15 protein-coding genes are annotated in these 13,989 nt (G+C 55.3%); 1 reads left to right on the top strand and 14 read right to left on the bottom strand.

All coding sequences use genetic code 11. The annotated features are described in order from the left end of the window. Nucleotides 1-96: 96 nt before the first annotated feature. Nucleotides 97-627, bottom strand: a complete 531-nt coding sequence (locus tag ADN00_RS09900) for a hypothetical protein (RefSeq protein ID WP_075062819.1) — start codon at nucleotides 625-627, stop codon at nucleotides 97-99. Nucleotides 628-749: 122 nt separating this feature from the next. Here ADN00_RS09900 and ADN00_RS09895 point away from each other — a divergent pair, with 122 nt between their 5' ends. Beyond that, on the top strand, nucleotides 750-974 hold the full coding sequence (locus tag ADN00_RS09895) for a VF530 family protein (protein WP_075062818.1): 225 nt from the start codon (nucleotides 750-752) through the stop codon (nucleotides 972-974). Nucleotides 975-1,201: 227 nt separating this feature from the next. Here ADN00_RS09895 and ADN00_RS09890 read toward each other — a convergent pair whose 3' ends face one another. The 13 genes from ADN00_RS09890 to ADN00_RS09825 form a co-directional block, all read right to left on the bottom strand. Beyond that, nucleotides 1,202-1,750, bottom strand: a complete 549-nt coding sequence (locus ADN00_RS09890; RefSeq protein WP_075062817.1) for an REP-associated tyrosine transposase — start codon at nucleotides 1,748-1,750, stop codon at nucleotides 1,202-1,204. Between the two features lie 375 nt (nucleotides 1,751-2,125). Further along, the gene (locus tag ADN00_RS09885; RefSeq protein WP_075062816.1) at nucleotides 2,126-2,941 is read right to left on the bottom strand and encodes a hypothetical protein; all 816 of its coding nucleotides are present in this window, start codon (nucleotides 2,939-2,941) and stop codon (nucleotides 2,126-2,128) included. A 129-nt stretch (nucleotides 2,942-3,070) separates the two neighbouring features. Continuing rightward, nucleotides 3,071-3,376 (bottom strand): hypothetical protein, encoded by a 306-nt coding sequence (locus ADN00_RS09880; RefSeq protein WP_075062815.1) that lies wholly within the window; start codon nucleotides 3,374-3,376, stop codon nucleotides 3,071-3,073. A gap of 169 nt (nucleotides 3,377-3,545) precedes the next feature. After that, the gene (locus tag ADN00_RS09875) at nucleotides 3,546-4,394 is read right to left on the bottom strand and encodes an SAM hydrolase/SAM-dependent halogenase family protein (RefSeq protein ID WP_075062814.1); all 849 of its coding nucleotides are present in this window, start codon (nucleotides 4,392-4,394) and stop codon (nucleotides 3,546-3,548) included. A gap of 15 nt (nucleotides 4,395-4,409) precedes the next feature. Then, nucleotides 4,410-5,234, bottom strand: coding sequence for an energy-coupling factor transporter transmembrane component T family protein (locus ADN00_RS09870; protein WP_201781178.1), 825 nt, complete (start codon nucleotides 5,232-5,234; stop codon nucleotides 4,410-4,412). A gap of 8 nt (nucleotides 5,235-5,242) precedes the next feature. Continuing rightward, nucleotides 5,243-6,952 (bottom strand): ABC transporter ATP-binding protein, encoded by a 1,710-nt coding sequence (locus ADN00_RS09865; protein ID WP_075062812.1) that lies wholly within the window; start codon nucleotides 6,950-6,952, stop codon nucleotides 5,243-5,245. Nucleotides 6,953-7,038: 86 nt separating this feature from the next. After that, complete coding sequence (locus ADN00_RS09860; protein ID WP_075062811.1) at nucleotides 7,039-7,596, bottom strand: ECF-type riboflavin transporter substrate-binding protein; 558 nt, start codon at nucleotides 7,594-7,596, stop codon at nucleotides 7,039-7,041. A gap of 134 nt (nucleotides 7,597-7,730) precedes the next feature. Continuing rightward, the gene (locus ADN00_RS20660; protein WP_456238513.1) at nucleotides 7,731-8,678 is read right to left on the bottom strand and encodes a TrmO family methyltransferase domain-containing protein; all 948 of its coding nucleotides are present in this window, start codon (nucleotides 8,676-8,678) and stop codon (nucleotides 7,731-7,733) included. Nucleotides 8,679-8,789: 111 nt separating this feature from the next. Then, the gene (locus ADN00_RS09845) at nucleotides 8,790-9,614 is read right to left on the bottom strand and encodes an EFR1 family ferrodoxin (protein WP_075062809.1); all 825 of its coding nucleotides are present in this window, start codon (nucleotides 9,612-9,614) and stop codon (nucleotides 8,790-8,792) included. Nucleotides 9,615-9,652: 38 nt separating this feature from the next. Next, nucleotides 9,653-10,657, bottom strand: a complete 1,005-nt coding sequence (locus ADN00_RS09840; RefSeq protein WP_075062808.1) for a CPBP family intramembrane glutamic endopeptidase — start codon at nucleotides 10,655-10,657, stop codon at nucleotides 9,653-9,655. Nucleotides 10,658-10,794: 137 nt separating this feature from the next. Beyond that, nucleotides 10,795-11,574: a 2-oxo acid dehydrogenase subunit E2 gene (locus tag ADN00_RS09835; protein WP_075062807.1), complete on the bottom strand. Its 780-nt coding sequence runs from the start codon at nucleotides 11,572-11,574 to the stop codon at nucleotides 10,795-10,797. 20 nt (nucleotides 11,575-11,594) lie between these two features. Beyond that, nucleotides 11,595-12,860 carry a glycosyltransferase gene (locus ADN00_RS09830; RefSeq protein ID WP_075062806.1) on the bottom strand — a complete coding sequence of 422 codons (1,266 nt, stop codon included), beginning with the start codon at nucleotides 12,858-12,860 and terminating at the stop codon, nucleotides 11,595-11,597. A 205-nt stretch (nucleotides 12,861-13,065) separates the two neighbouring features. Further along, on the bottom strand, nucleotides 13,066-13,944 hold the full coding sequence (locus ADN00_RS09825; RefSeq protein ID WP_075062805.1) for a CPBP family intramembrane glutamic endopeptidase: 879 nt from the start codon (nucleotides 13,942-13,944) through the stop codon (nucleotides 13,066-13,068). Between the last annotated feature and the right edge of the window lie 45 nt (nucleotides 13,945-13,989).

Below are 13,989 nucleotides of genomic sequence, written 5' to 3'. Positions count from 1 at the left end.
TTTTCATTCGTTTTCTTCAATTGATGTGGGTACCTCATGCCCGATCAGCGGACTGCCCGCCCTCGCGCCGCTCTGCCGAAGACTCCCTTTCAACACCTATCCCCGCTTGAAAGCCTGGCCGCACGCCGCGCGGATCACCTGCGCGGCATGGCCCAGGGGCAGCGCTCCCGGCCGGGGATGCCGCCCGCTGCTCAGCGAAGCCAGCGAGATCACCTGCTGCCGCTCCAACTCCACCAGAATTAACTGCCCCGCCTCACCGCCGTACCACGGTTCCAGGCTGGTGGACTGGGCGAACGTAATGATCTCTGGCGCGAACTCCGTACGCGAGACGGCCACCAGCGCCAGGTTGGGAATCTGCGTGCGCAGGGCGTGGGGTGTTTTATAGCTCTGGTTGGCAAAAGTGCTGAAGTGGGCGTAAAGCGCCTTCAAGCCCGGAATGTTGCGGATGTCTGAACGCTCCCAATCCACGAACAAAAAATGGTCTTCCACTTTGGCGAAACCCAGTTGAACGCGCCGCGCCGAGCGGGCGTACAGCAGAGCATGAACGCCGTACGGCGCGGAGTAGGAATCCAGTACGCAGCCGGCCTGCTGCAGGTAAGAAGCAATTGCTGAGATAAAGGTTTCCAAAGCGGCTCCTGGCGACGCCAGTGAATGGTGTTTACTCTCGCCGTGAAGGATGCAGAAGGGCGCGATTCTTCATCCTATCATGGAAGAGTATAATATGAGTCTCTTCAAATAGGATCTACAAAATGAACCCAAACCCACAACCCAACAACCCCTTGCATGGGATTACGCTAGAAATGATGCTGACTCAACTGGTTGAGCAATATGGTTGGGCTGAATTGTCGAAGCGCGTTCCCATTCGCTGTTTTTACAATGAACCGAGCATTAAATCCAGCCTCAAATTTTTGCGGCGAACACCCTGGGCGCGCAAAAGCGTTGAAGACCTGTACCTGCAGTTTATCGTAAAATAGATTGCGCCCAGATCTCCGCCGCAGCGGTATCGGTAGGGTGGGTGGAGTATCGGTAGGGTGGGTGGAGGGGCACAAGAGTATTGACCTATATGAGAGGATGCAGCCCCGCAACCCACCAATATGATTTTTGAATTTGGTGTGGTGGGTTACGGGCGGTTCAAAGCCACTTGAAATTGCGGATGGAAGACCGCCCTTCACCCACCCTACAGGTGGCTTGCCACCCTGCTTTACTCCTCCATCACAGCGAAGCTACTTGCATCACCGCGTCCCCGATCCGCAGGATAAAACCCATCTTTCACAAATCGGTGAAATGTTGACCAGGGCCAATCCGCAACCGATTGAACCAACCCATGTTTGACCGGGTTGTAATGAATATAATCTATATGCCGCTTCAGATCATCTAAATCGCGAATGAAATGCTCCCAATAGCGCCGCTGCCAAATGCCAAGTTCACCCTTTTGAGCCATTGAAGCATTGATCGCTGCTGATTTACCTCCCTGTTTGCGGTAGGTGCGGCTGAACCAAGCCTTGATGACTTTCCAGCGCGTGGCATAATCTGAATCGTTTTCTGGCAAGGTCCAAATGCAGTGCAAATGATCGGGGAGCAAGCAAAAAGCATCCACCTGAAAATCACCCACTCGCTGCATTCCAACCATAATAGCTTGGTGTAAAGTTTGGCGCGCCATTTCTTCCGTAAATATGGGCCGCCGTTGGTGGGTTACCAAGGTGAAGAAATAGGTTCCTCCCGGCGACCAGGCTCGATGATAGTTGGGCATAAGAAAAAATCCTTATGGGAGCGGTGGGGTGGAGGGGCTCAAGAGCATTGACCTATATGAGAGGATGCAGCCCCGCAACCCACCAATATGATTTTTGAATTTGGTGTGGTGGGTTTCGGGCGGTTCAACGCCGCTTGAAATTGCAGATTTATGGCCGCCCTGCACCCACCCTACAGGTGACTTAATAATTTCAGCATCAGTAGGGTGGGAAGCCACCTATCAGGTGGTGGAGGGGCACAAGAGTATTGATCTATATGACAGGATGCAGCCCCGCAACCCACCGATATGGTTTTTGAATATGGTGCGGTGGGTTACGGGCGGTTCAAAGCCGCCTGGAAATCCGGATGGAAGACCGCCCTGCACCCACCCTACCTGCTAAACAATCGCCGGTTCCAATGCTTTCTGCTTCTGGATTTCCCCAAATGCCTTAAGGCCGCCAAAAAGCCCAAAGAGAGCCAGGCAATGAAACGCGATACTTAGAAAGTCGGGGACAATTAAGAATATCAAGGCGTCTAGTCCATAAATGACTATGCCAATAATGAATCCCCATTTCGATCGTTTGGAGAGAAGACCCAACAGCACAAATATCCCGGCAATCCCAAGATTAAAAAGGAAGGCAACACTTTTAACCACCAGCACCGCGTTGGGAGAGACCTCTTCTGAAATGACAAATGAAACCGCATCCACGATTTGTGTGATTCCCAATCCGACGAGGAAATTAATGCTGCCGCCCATCAGTAGAATCACCGAGTTGATGACCGATAGCCCCGCGATCCAATAGAACCATTTACTGCCTTCGCTGTGCCGTTTTTCTAAAACCAACTTGTTTTCCAATTGGGTCTGGGTGGGTATTTCCACATCAGAGCCACAGGCCGCGGCAATCAGCCCTTCCAGCTCCTTGTTCCAAAAGTTGACCTCGCGTTTGACCACCCATTGCCCGGTGGTGTTGATATCAAAAGATACCGATACCTGAGAACCTCCCTCGTCTGAAGGGCGGGTTTGCACTGTGACGACCACTTTCCAGCGTTTTGTGGAAAAGGAAGTCATTGATCCCATATTGGACCCGCGCTCAAAGATTAAATTGGGCTGCGATGACGTCTGCTGGTAGCCTTGCTGCAAAAGGTATTGACTGATCAGGTCGCGGGCGGTTTGTTCGTTTTCGTGGGTTGTGAAGTTGCGGTCCAGTTTCATTGTTTGTTATGCCCCTTTGTTGGATGATGTTAAATTGATGGACACGTTGGTTTCTAAGCAGAGTATATCAATTTGGTGCAAGCGCAATAATCCACCCTTGCACCCACGCTATAACTATTTCTCAATAATTTACTTGCCTATCAATCGCGTAAAGCGAGCAATTGTTCCTGCAATTAGGTAGATCAGCATACACGCACCCGCGAACCATGCCAGTTCAATGGAGCGAAAAACAAATACACCTACAATCGACAGGACCAATAATGTGACCAGAGCGCGGGTAATCCATACATATTTCTTTGCGGTGGGACCAGCCTCGGGTAAGGTGAGTTTGTTGGGGCCGGATTTCTTGCTCCGTTTTTCCAACAGAGTGGCCACAGCGATTAATCCTCCCATAGCAATAACCAGACCCAATACAACAACGAGAACATCATTCATGCTGATTTCTCCTGATATGAAGCAGCTCTTTTTATCTTTGGAAAGTGAGGTCTGAATGCCCAAAACTGATGCTTTGTGGGTTTTCCCCCTCTGCAACTATTATACTCACCCGCTGAATTCGCGCAACCAAAAATGCGCCCTCCGATTGCGGAGGGCGCGCTGACTTTTCTTATTTCACTTTTTCAAATTCGACCTGCCACTCGGGGCCGTAGCTCAGATGGGTGCGCTCGCTGAAGCTGCCCTGGTTGACGGCTACTGAGACGCGCATCAGTTCGTTGTTGTAGATCACCACTTCGCCTTTGGGGGCGTAGCCAAATGAGGGCTGGAAGGGCACGTTTGCCTGGTATTCCACGTTCCCTTCGCGCCGCACGGTGAGGCGCAGGGTGTCGCCGTAGGCAAAACCGGCCTGGGTGAAGAGGTTGAGCGGGATGTTGGTCCACAGGTTGCCGAAGTTGGGGTCGCCGATCTCGAAGATGCCGCGCACTTTGCCGTCTTGCAGGGATGGCTCTACAATCGGCAGGGTCACGATCTCGTCCACGGGGTAGGCCGGGCCGACGCCTTCATAGGTGATGATGCCGCTGGCCAGGCGCGCGGCGCAGTAGCCGAACAGGTCGCGCCCGTGGAAGACGCTAGTGCCCTCGGTGCCTTTGCCGCGCAGGCGGTTGACGCTCTGATCGATCTCGCGCACTTCGCTAATCCCCACCCAGGCTTTCAGGTGGGTGAGCGAGCCGTTGTCGGGTGTGACCACAAAGTAGCCGTGGGCAGTTTTGGCCACGCAGGCTTTGCGCGGGGTGCCCACGCCGGGGTCGACCACCGAGACGAAGATGGTGCCTTCCGGCCAGAAATGCATGGACTGCACCAGCCGGTACGAGGCGCTCCAGATGTCGTATTGCGGAATTTCGTGCGTGCCGTCGATGATCTCCAGCTCGCGGTCCACGCTTTTGACCACGCCGTACATGGCGCACACCGCGCCTTCCTTATAGGTGAAGTCGGTTTGAAAAACGAGGATGGGTTTCATGGTGAAAGTCTCTTCCTAGATAAACGGGTTGTAAAAGCGGCTGTGATTGATAAACAGCGACACGCCCAGCGCGATGAGGAAGATCAGCGCCGAGACGCCCAACGCCAGCGCGTCTTGCCGGTTGAGCTTGCGCGAGGTGTACCAGGTGCGGGTTTTGCTCTTGGAAAAGCCGCGCAGGTCCATGGCGTTGCTGATCACCTCAATGCGGTCGAGGGTGGAAAAGATGAGCGGGATGACGATGAGCAGCGAGTTCTTGAAGCGGTCAAGGAATTTGGCTTTTTGTGAAAGCTCCAGCCCGCGCGCCTGCTGCGACAGGTAAATATCGTGATAGTCGCGCTGGATGTCGGGGAAGTAGCGTAGGGTCAGTGCCACGGCATAGGCGGCCTTGTAATTGACGCCGATACCGTTGAGCGAGGAGGCAAACTCGCTGGGGTTGGTGGTGAGCAGGAAGATCATGCCCAGCGGCACCACGGCGGCGTACTTGAAGAACTTGGTCACCTGGTAGAAGAGCTGCTCGTAAGTGAGCGAGACGCCAAACACGCGCGCAAACTCGTGTCGCGTGCCGTAAATGCTTACACCAAATTCGGGCGAGAAGAAGAAGCTGATCACCGCGTTGGTGGCCAGAAAGATAAGCACATAAATGACCATCACGCGGATCTGCGAAAACTGTATCAGCGACAGGCGCATGAGCAGCACTGAGAAGGCCATCACCGCCAGAATGACGCGAATGTCGTAGGAATACATCACCGCGAAGGTGAGCAGCAGGAAGCAGAGCAGCTTGGTCAGCCCCGACAGGCGGTGAATATACGTGTCCGCGGAGTTGTAAGAAAAGATTTTCATCTTGGGGTTCATCGGTTCTTCAACCTCCGTTCGTAATCAATGAAGCCCTGCACAAACTGCGTTCCGTTTTCGATGCCGGCCATGTGTGAAAGCGCGAACAACGAAGTCTCTTTGAGGTTAGCCTCGGCGATGACCTGCGCGTCGGTCAGCACTACGGCGGCGGCTGTGTCGGCGATTTTGCGCCCGCCGGCCAGCACAATCGCGCGCGGGGTGTATTCGAGCATCAGGTGCATGTCGTGGGTGATGAGGATCACCGTCACCCCCAGGTGGTTGATCTCCACTAAAAACTCCATGATCTCGGTGTAATGGCGGAAGTCCTGCCCGGCGGTGGGTTCGTCGAGGATGAGGATCTTGGGGTCGAGCACCAGAATGGAGGCGATGGTAACGCGCTTTTTCTGTCCGTAGCTGAGGGCCGAGATGGGCCACTCGATGAACGGCGCCAGTCCGCACACGTTGAGCACCTTCTCGACGCGCGGCTTGATTTCTTCTTCGGGCACGCCGCGCAGGCGCAGCCCCAGAGCCACCTCGTCGTAGATCATCGGTTTGGAGATCATCTGGTTGGGGTTTTGCATCACCAGGCCGATGATCTCGGCGCGCTCTTTGATCGATTTGTCTTTAATGTCCTCGCCGCGGTAAAGAATGCGCCCGCGGTCTTCCTTCTCGAAGCCGCACAGCAGCTTGGAGAGGGTGGACTTGCCCGCGCCGTTTTTGCCGACAATGGAGACCATCTCGCCTTCGCGAATGTCGAAGTTGATCTCGGTCAGCACCGGCCGCACACCGTCGTAGGTGAAAGAGACATCTTCCATAGTCAAAATGGAAGGGCGGGTATTGAGGTGATCGCCGGCCTGGATGCTGCCGTACCAGGTTTGCAGCGCGTCCCGCGAGAACTGCGTCTGCAAGGTTTCGATGTGCCCGGCGCGCATGTCTTCGGTTACCTGCACGCCGGCGTATTTCAGCGCGGTCACGTAGAGCGGCTCGCGGATGCCGGTGTCTTGCAAAATGGAAGAAGCCACCAGGGCGTGCGCGTCCATATCGGCGATAATGCGCCCGTCGTTGATCACGATCACGCGGTCCACGTCGCGGTGCAGCACGTCTTCCAGGCGGTGCTCGATGATGAGAATGGTCTTGCCGGACTGCTTGTGAATGTCGTCAATGATCTCGATGGCGGTCTTGCCGGTGGCGGGGTCGAGGTTGGCCAGCGGCTCGTCGAAGAGAAGAATGTCCACATCGTCAATCATCACCCCCGCCAGCGAGGTGCGCTGTTTTTGCCCGCCGGAGAGTTCAAAGGGTGAATTGGTCAGCCAGTTGTCCATATCCACCATTTGAGCCACCTCACGCACGCGCTGGCGCATCGGGTCGCAGGGCACGTTATCGTTTTCCAGCGCGAAGGCGATGTCTTCGCCCACCGTCAGGCCCACAAACTGGGCGTCGGAATCTTGCAGGACGGTGCCCACCATCTTGGAAAGCTGGAAGATGTTGAGCGTGCTGGTCTCATGGCCGTTGATTTTGAGGCTGCCCTGGATTTCGCCTTTATAGGAGAAGGGGATCAGCCCATTGAGACAGTGCCCCAGAGTGCTTTTGCCGCTGCCGCTGGGTCCAACGATGAGGATCTTCTCGCCGGGGTAGATTTTCAGGTTGATGTCGTGCAGGGTTGGCTCGGCCTGGCTGAAGTATTGAAAGGTGAAATGGCTGAATTCGATGACCGGTTGTGGGTTCATAGGCTCCGTGATTGAATAAAAAGCTCAGACCTGTTATACCACAAGAGTCTGAGCTTTAGCGGCGAAAAAGTCGAAAGGCGCGCGGCTTACTTCTTGCTGAGGCTGCCCTTCTTGGTGCGGGTGGCGGCGTAGGCGACCAGCAGCAGGGTGCCGATGACACCGGCGCTGATGGCGTTCATGATCGCGGCGGTGACGCCCTGGGTGAAGACCAGGCTGGCCGGCTCTTGGTAGATCAGAATGTCCAGCAGGGGGGCGACCACGATCCAGGCGATGGCATTGCCGATGACCTGAATGACGTTGAAGGTGAGGATGTCTTTGCCCTTGAACTCGCCCTCTTCCACTTTGGTGCGGTTGAACGCGAAGCCGAAGATGAGGCCGGAAACGCCGGAGGCGATGACCCAGCTCCACCACGGTGAGCCGTATTGAATGGCGTCGCTGAGGGCGTGGCCGATGAAGGAGATCAACGCGCCGGCGATGGGCCCAAACAGGGTGGCGAACAGCGCGCTGACGCCGTAGGCGGTCTGGAAGCTGGTCTCAGGGATGGGTGAGGGGACTTTGACATACATGAATAAGAGCGTGAAAATGGCCGCGCCCAACCCGGTGGCGACGATGGTTCTGGTGTTAACCTTGAACAAGTCTTTCATTTCTTCCTCCTGAAAAGTGATGGGATGAATACAGAAAATGGGAACGTATTAATTTTATCCTCAGCGGGGAGAAACGTCAAATCAAATGAGAGGAAGATGAGAGAGACCCTACCTGACCTATCCCATTTTGGCGCTTATTCTACTTTCCTGTCCAAAACACTTGCCACCTGCCGGCGCAATCGCCTGGTTTTTGTGATATGCCGTTTCCCTGTTGAGTCAACCAGTTCGAATGCTGTGATGTAATAGCCAGAGGAAATTGACTTAAAAAAGCCGGATATCGGCACATTGAATTCGAGTGTTTCGGTTTCATTCAACGTTGTGCAGGTATCAAAGACGGGATACTCTTTGCCAGAAGATACGCGGGCATCCGCGCGGACGATAGTTATTGGCCGGCGGCCTTTATTCACCGCGTAAACGATAAACATGGGCCCGGTATGGATATTGTCTTGAATTTCGATTCTGAGAATCAAATGGCTCTGGTCGCGTAGAAATTGTCGCCATGAGATGAACAAAGCGAAAAAACTGACCAGCAAAGCGATGATGGAGATGATATCTGAAAGGGGTATAGGCTGCTCCATGAAAGCCTTCTTCTTTAAATCCTCATTGTTAACCTGAAACAAACCGGCCGTCGGAATGGGTGGACTTGAGGTTGCGGCGCGCCTCTTCCAGCCAGCCCACCCGCGCCGCGGCCGGGCGGTCAAAGTCGGGCACGTAGGGTTTGATGTCGAGCAAGGGCGTGCCGTCCAGAATATCGAGGTTGGCAATCTGCAGAATGTTCGCCTGGATGCTGACCAGCTCAACGATGGAGATCCCAATCGGGTTGGGGCGCGGGTGGCGAACAGCCCGCGCGCGGCTGATTCCAGGAAAGGCGTAACGGTTAAGGTGACCTGGCGTGATTGGTGAAAGTGATACACCAGGATCAGGTGAGAGAATCCGTCCAGGTCTTTGAGGCCTTCAGCAAACTCGGCAAAGACCTCCACCGTGCCCGGCGCGCAACTGCGGCCGGTGGGCTGGATGGGCATTTGCTTGAGATCGGTGAAGGGGCTGTGAATTACGCCGATGGGGTGATAGGTGATTTCCATTCTTATCCTCTTGCTATGATGTAGCCCACTGGGTGAGGACAAAGTCTTCGCCATTTGGGTTAATCAACATATTGTGGAAAATTTATATCATATAGCCATTTTTAGTCGCGTTTAAGAGTCTGGTTTCAATTCACCGAACCAGCGTGCAAAGGTTTTGTTATAGAAGAGTGACACAACCAGGTTGCTTGGCACCCAATTCACCTGAAATGCTTTTTGAGGGCAGCCATTAAAACAATGGTAGCAACGGATACATTGATCTCCAATCCGCGGATAAGCATCCATAACAATGGCATTCATCGGACATTCGCTGACACACCATTGACATTGTTTGCATTGATTTTCATTGAGTCTGGGTTTTGGCAATAATAACCGCAAAACGCTATCCGAACTGATGAGCGCAACAAAGTCGTAAAAACCCCATTTTGGATGGTCTGTTTCCGGACGGCTTGCAGCAACTACCCCTGGTCTTCCCTTCGCTATGTGTTCGAAAACAGCTTCTGCGAAGCGCCGGGCTTGTGCTAAGTCTTGTGTGTCAGGGCGGTTTGCCATGCGCCCAAGAAGGCAGGGCGCAGGATGATGCACCTCCCCATATGTCAGAAAACCGCCGATCACATCCGCTCCTTTCCTTCGTAACAAATGTGCAAGATCGTATAACACCCGTCCAGGCGCAGAACCCGACGTTGCAAAAACGGATGCTTTTTTCTGGTCAAGGCGGGGAAGTGTTTTTAGAAATCGCTTGACGGGTGTTGGGGCTTGACTGGAAAAGCAGGCTGTTCCAATCCCCAGCAAGTCAGCGTCGATGACCTCCAGTTCGTTAGCTTTTTTGAGGGGTACCATCTGTGTAACAGCGCCTTGCTGTTCGAGTGATTCAGCAATCGCCTCCGCAACGCTGCGCGTGTTATTGGTTTGTGAGAAATAAATCAAGTACACTTTCATTTCTTTTACCCTTTATTCAGTAAGGAATCTTTTTTTGCTCAAACCACCTGCCGATATACCGCCAGGCTGTCTTCAGGCAGCTTCTGCCACATGCGGTCGGAGACGAAGGCGATCACCGCCACCGCGATGATGAGCACCCGGCTTGCGGTGTTCAGCGAAAAAACATTGCCAAAGGTGTTCATGGCGGGGTGGAACAGCGCCGGGGCCAGGATGCTGCCGTGGGTGCGGTTGTACAGCCAGGCCATGAGGATGGACACCAGAAGATTCCAGACGATGCGGTTCTCCAATATCCAGGCGAGCGGGTCGCCCCGGCCAATGTCGTAGGGGATATGCCACAGCGCCCAAAAAAACCATACGATGAGAACCGAAACGATCACCGGGTAGCGCGCCTGCAGGCGGGGCAGGGCAAACCCGCGCCAGCCGCTTTCTTCATTAATACCGCCGGTCATCAGGAATCCGCGCGAGAATTCGAGCAGGATATAGGTGGCCGCGCCCTCGAACCCGGCCTCAGCCAGATAAAACTCGGCCTGCCCGCCCATCAGGCGGGTGATGCCCATGCCTAAAAGAAGAATGCCGGGGAAGATGGCAAAGATCAGCAAATACCAGATCACCCTGCCGCGCGGTTTGAGCAGGGTGGAGAAAAGCTTGCGAACGCCGGGCTTGCGGGCATAGGCGCTGGACAGCACCCAGGCGGGCATCAGCGCGAAGAGGCAGCTGATGATGACGATGGGCGCGGTGAGTTGAGCCTGGTAAATTTTCCAGAAATACAGGGTTTGCACGATGGAAGCGACCAGCCACGATACGGCGAACGTGACCCAGCGCCAGCGGCTGGGCTCAAGTTTGGGGCGCGGCTCGGCAATGCCCGCGATCAACATCGCCGATAGAGCGGGGCTGAAGACCACCTGCGAGCAGACGGCTTCTACAATCTGGTTGCCGGGGAAGATGAAAAATACCAGGAAAAATCCTGGCCAGGTGATGGCAAAGGTGATGATGAAAAATGCCAGCACCTGATGTTGTCTGATCCAATGGGTGAGGCGGTCCACAATTCCCTCCTTGCGGACAGGCGAATACCCTGATTTGATTATACAACTGGAGCACAGGATTCAATCAAAAGCGCCCCCGCCAGTCGGGAACGCCCGAATGTCTTGCGCGGCATGCCCCCTTTGGGGGCAACACTGCCTTACTCGATTACGCCGCTCTCGACCAGCTTCTTCAGCCGCTGCATAAAGCGCGCGGCGGGCGCGCCGTCGACGACGTCATGGTCAAAACTGATGGTGACGCTCAAATATTCGCGCACTTCCACGCGATGCTGCACCACCCCCGGCTTCTCGGCCATGCCGCCCAGGGTCAACTGCAGGGTGTGATTGGGCACCGGGATGGCCCAGCCGCTCCCGCGCCCAAACATGCCCACCGAAGACAGCAGCACGGTGCCGTACAGCTCTTTTACCATTTGCGGATTCTTAAACAAAACTCTTAAAAACATACGCCGGGCAAATTGCGGCAGGCGCACAAACCACTCAATGAATTTGGATTCGCGGCTCTCCTGGTAGCCCTTCTGGAAGGCTTCCATTTCCTGGTGCAGCTCGGCCGGGGTTTTATGATTGATGCCCCGGAGAATGTGCGGGCGAATGGCTTTCTGGCCGTCCACTTCCACTTCGAAGAGCATGTTCACGTCCACGTCGTCGAAGATCACCAGCTGGTTGCGCCAGTCGCGGTAGGCATGCATATTCCTGTCAGCGTCAATAGCTTTTCCCAGGCAGAACAAAAAGAACGCGGTGAACGACAGCGCCTGGCCGGTTTGGGCGCGGTACTGCCGAATATTCTCGCGCGCGCGGGTGATGTCAAACTCCACCAGCCCGTGGATGGTGTGTTTCTGCAGCCCCAACTGCCCGCCGTCGACCATCAACTGGCGCTCGCGCAGATAGGGCACTACGGTTCGCGAATCGTTTTTTGAGTTCATTGATCTCTGCCTGTCATCCATTAATGGGGATCGCCAAAATAGCGCTGGACGAGCTTGACCGCGCTGCCCACCCCGTCTTCGGCGCGGATGGCTTCGCCGGTTAACCGGGCGCGCTCGCGCATGGCGGTATCGGTCACCGCGCTGGTAATGGCCGCGGCCAGGCTTTCAGCGGTCAAATTCTTTTGCGGGATGGGCGCCGGTCCCAGCCCCATCGACTGCACGCGCGCGCCCCAGAAGGGCTGGTCGAGAATAAAGGGCACGATGATCGAAGGCACGCCCGCGCGCAGCCCTTCGGCGGTGGTGCCCGCCCCGCCATGGTGCACCACCGCCGCCATGCGCGGAAACAGCCAGTTATGCGGCGCAGAATTGAGCACGAAGATGTTGTCCGCCAGCATTTCGGGGCGCAGCCCGCCCCAACCGGTCAGCAGCACCCCGCGCTGCCCGCTTTGGGCCAGGGCGTTGATCACCAGCTCCGCCAACACTTCGGGGCTCTGGCCGGACATGCTGCCAAACCCGATGTAGACGGGTGGTTCGCCCGCCTCTAGGAACTCGGTCAGGCCGGCGGGTGGCTGCCAGTCTGCCAGCGAATCGAGGAATAAATAGCCGCTGACGTGCGCGTGCTCCGGCCAGTCTGGTGGTTGGGGGATGATGCCAGGGCTGTAAGCGCCGATCAGGGGCGTGTCTCTTAACGCGCGGTAGAAACGAGATCCGCTGAAGGGGGGCAGACCCAGTCGGCGGCGCAGGTCGTTGACGAAGGGCTGGTACCAATACCAGACCACCTGCAGCATGGCTCTGCCCGAAAGGGTATTATGCAAGCCGCCCAAATTGCGCTGGATGGGCCAGGATGGCGCGGGGAAAGACCGGCTGGGAAGCAGCGGGGTAGGCTCGATATTCAGCATGGGAATTTGCAGCGCCTCAGCAATGGACTTTCCGAAGGCGCTGACCACGCCCAGGCAGATCAAGCCGTCCGCGTCCTGGCAGGCCGTGTAAGCGTCTGCGGTCATCTCGCGGATCACTGGGGCCAGCAAAACGCGCATGGTGCGGATGGAGGTAAGCGGATTTTGCCCGCCGGTTTGCATAAATTCCCGGCCGGTGTCGCTGGCCATGATTTTTTGAACATCCCCGCGCAACGGGCGAAATTCGAGGGCATGCCGCTGCACAAATTCGGCAAAATCCTCTGGCGCGGCCAGGCTCACCTGATAGCCTGCCCGCTGCAAGCCTTTACCCAACGCCACGCAGGGCTGAATGTCCCCTTGTGAACCAGCCGCAAAGATGGTGATTTTCATTCCGTATGAATCCTTGTTTGATTAGGAATGACAAGATCCAATAATATTGGCATTTTAGGCACTTTATGATTATAGATATTAAAACTGAAGTTTCAATAAAAAAGCGCTCCAAAATTGGAGGCGCTTCTGGATTGACATTTAATTTCACCCTTGATGAGTGAGTTCAGAATGTCTGTATAATATTTTTGAGCGTTTTGGTTTCGCTTTACTTCTCTGCCTGGTAACCAAGCTGCCCGCGGGTGAGAATAAGGATCACCAGGGCGCTCACTCCAAAGCCGATCATGGCGGCCAGGTTCAGGCTGGTGGTATCCACTGCGGGGAAAAGCGGCACCAAAACCACCTGGGGAGTGTTAACGCTGGCGTGCGCCAGAATGGCAAGAAAAATACTCCCGCCAGTGCGATTATAAATCCAGGTGAGCAGGATGGCGATGGCGGTGACCAGGGCCAGAAAAATGGGAAAGTTTACCAAAAAAGCGGATAGTCCGGTTCCGGGGCCTCCCCCCTGGGCGGAGGTTAAAAAGTCTGGCAGATGCCAGCAGGTCCAGCATACAGACAGGATCAGCGTACCCCACAGCGGACCGTGACGCTGCTGCAGGCGGGGCAGGGCAAATCCGCGCCAGCCCGGCTCCTCGCCCAGCGGCCCGCCGCCAAACATCACCGCGATATAAGTAACCAGATAAGTGAGCGGCAAAACAGGTTGAACTCCCAGAAAGCCTGCCAACGCGCCGGGCTGCACCGCGATTCCCAGCAGGATCAGCGTGGGGATTCCCAGAAGAATGAACAGGTACCATTGCCAGCCGGCTTTTCTCTGGCGCATGCGCTGGCGAAAACGCTGCAGGCCATTCTTACCTTCGATAATACCGATCAGAATGGCTGCCGAGAGATAAGGCCCAAAAGACTTGATCACAAACACGAGTCTGAAATCACCTTGCAATACGCCCCATTCCGCAAGGATAAAGGGGATTGAAAGAATCCAGGAGATGGCATAGGCGAGGATAAAAAAAGCCAACAGTGGGTGCTGGCGCAGCATAAGTTTGATTTTGCCTGACGAAGATGGGGAACTGGTTTCCGGAGCGGGTTGCATGGTCGGTACGCTTTCTGTTGTTGATGCTGCTTGTTTTGAAATCAA

The organism is Ornatilinea apprima, from assembly GCF_001306115.1.
Lineage (GTDB): Bacteria > Chloroflexota > Anaerolineae > Anaerolineales > Anaerolineaceae > Ornatilinea > Ornatilinea apprima.
This window is presented reverse-complemented; position numbering and strand designations above follow the sequence as displayed.

Coding starts and splice junctions, on each gene's coding strand:
- ADN00_RS09895 (WP_075062818.1), top strand. CDS start 750: ATGAACCCAAACCCACAACCCAACAACCCCTTGCATGGGATTACGCTA.
- ADN00_RS09890 (WP_075062817.1), bottom strand. CDS start 1,750: ATGCCCAACTATCATCGAGCCTGGTCGCCGGGAGGAACCTATTTCTTC.
- ADN00_RS09885 (WP_075062816.1), bottom strand. CDS start 2,941: ATGAAACTGGACCGCAACTTCACAACCCACGAAAACGAACAAACCGCC.
- ADN00_RS09880 (WP_075062815.1), bottom strand. CDS start 3,376: ATGAATGATGTTCTCGTTGTTGTATTGGGTCTGGTTATTGCTATGGGA.
- ADN00_RS09875 (WP_075062814.1), bottom strand. CDS start 4,394: ATGAAACCCATCCTCGTTTTTCAAACCGACTTCACCTATAAGGAAGGC.
- ADN00_RS09870 (WP_201781178.1), bottom strand. CDS start 5,234: ATGAAAATCTTTTCTTACAACTCCGCGGACACGTATATTCACCGCCTG.
- ADN00_RS09865 (WP_075062812.1), bottom strand. CDS start 6,952: ATGAACCCACAACCGGTCATCGAATTCAGCCATTTCACCTTTCAATAC.
- ADN00_RS09860 (WP_075062811.1), bottom strand. CDS start 7,596: ATGAAAGACTTGTTCAAGGTTAACACCAGAACCATCGTCGCCACCGGG.
- ADN00_RS20660 (WP_456238513.1), bottom strand. CDS start 8,678: ATGGAAATCACCTATCACCCCATCGGCGTAATTCACAGCCCCTTCACC.
- ADN00_RS09845 (WP_075062809.1), bottom strand. CDS start 9,614: ATGAAAGTGTACTTGATTTATTTCTCACAAACCAATAACACGCGCAGC.
- ADN00_RS09835 (WP_075062807.1), bottom strand. CDS start 11,574: ATGAACTCAAAAAACGATTCGCGAACCGTAGTGCCCTATCTGCGCGAG.
- ADN00_RS09830 (WP_075062806.1), bottom strand. CDS start 12,860: ATGAAAATCACCATCTTTGCGGCTGGTTCACAAGGGGACATTCAGCCC.
- ADN00_RS09825 (WP_075062805.1), bottom strand. CDS start 13,944: ATGCAACCCGCTCCGGAAACCAGTTCCCCATCTTCGTCAGGCAAAATC.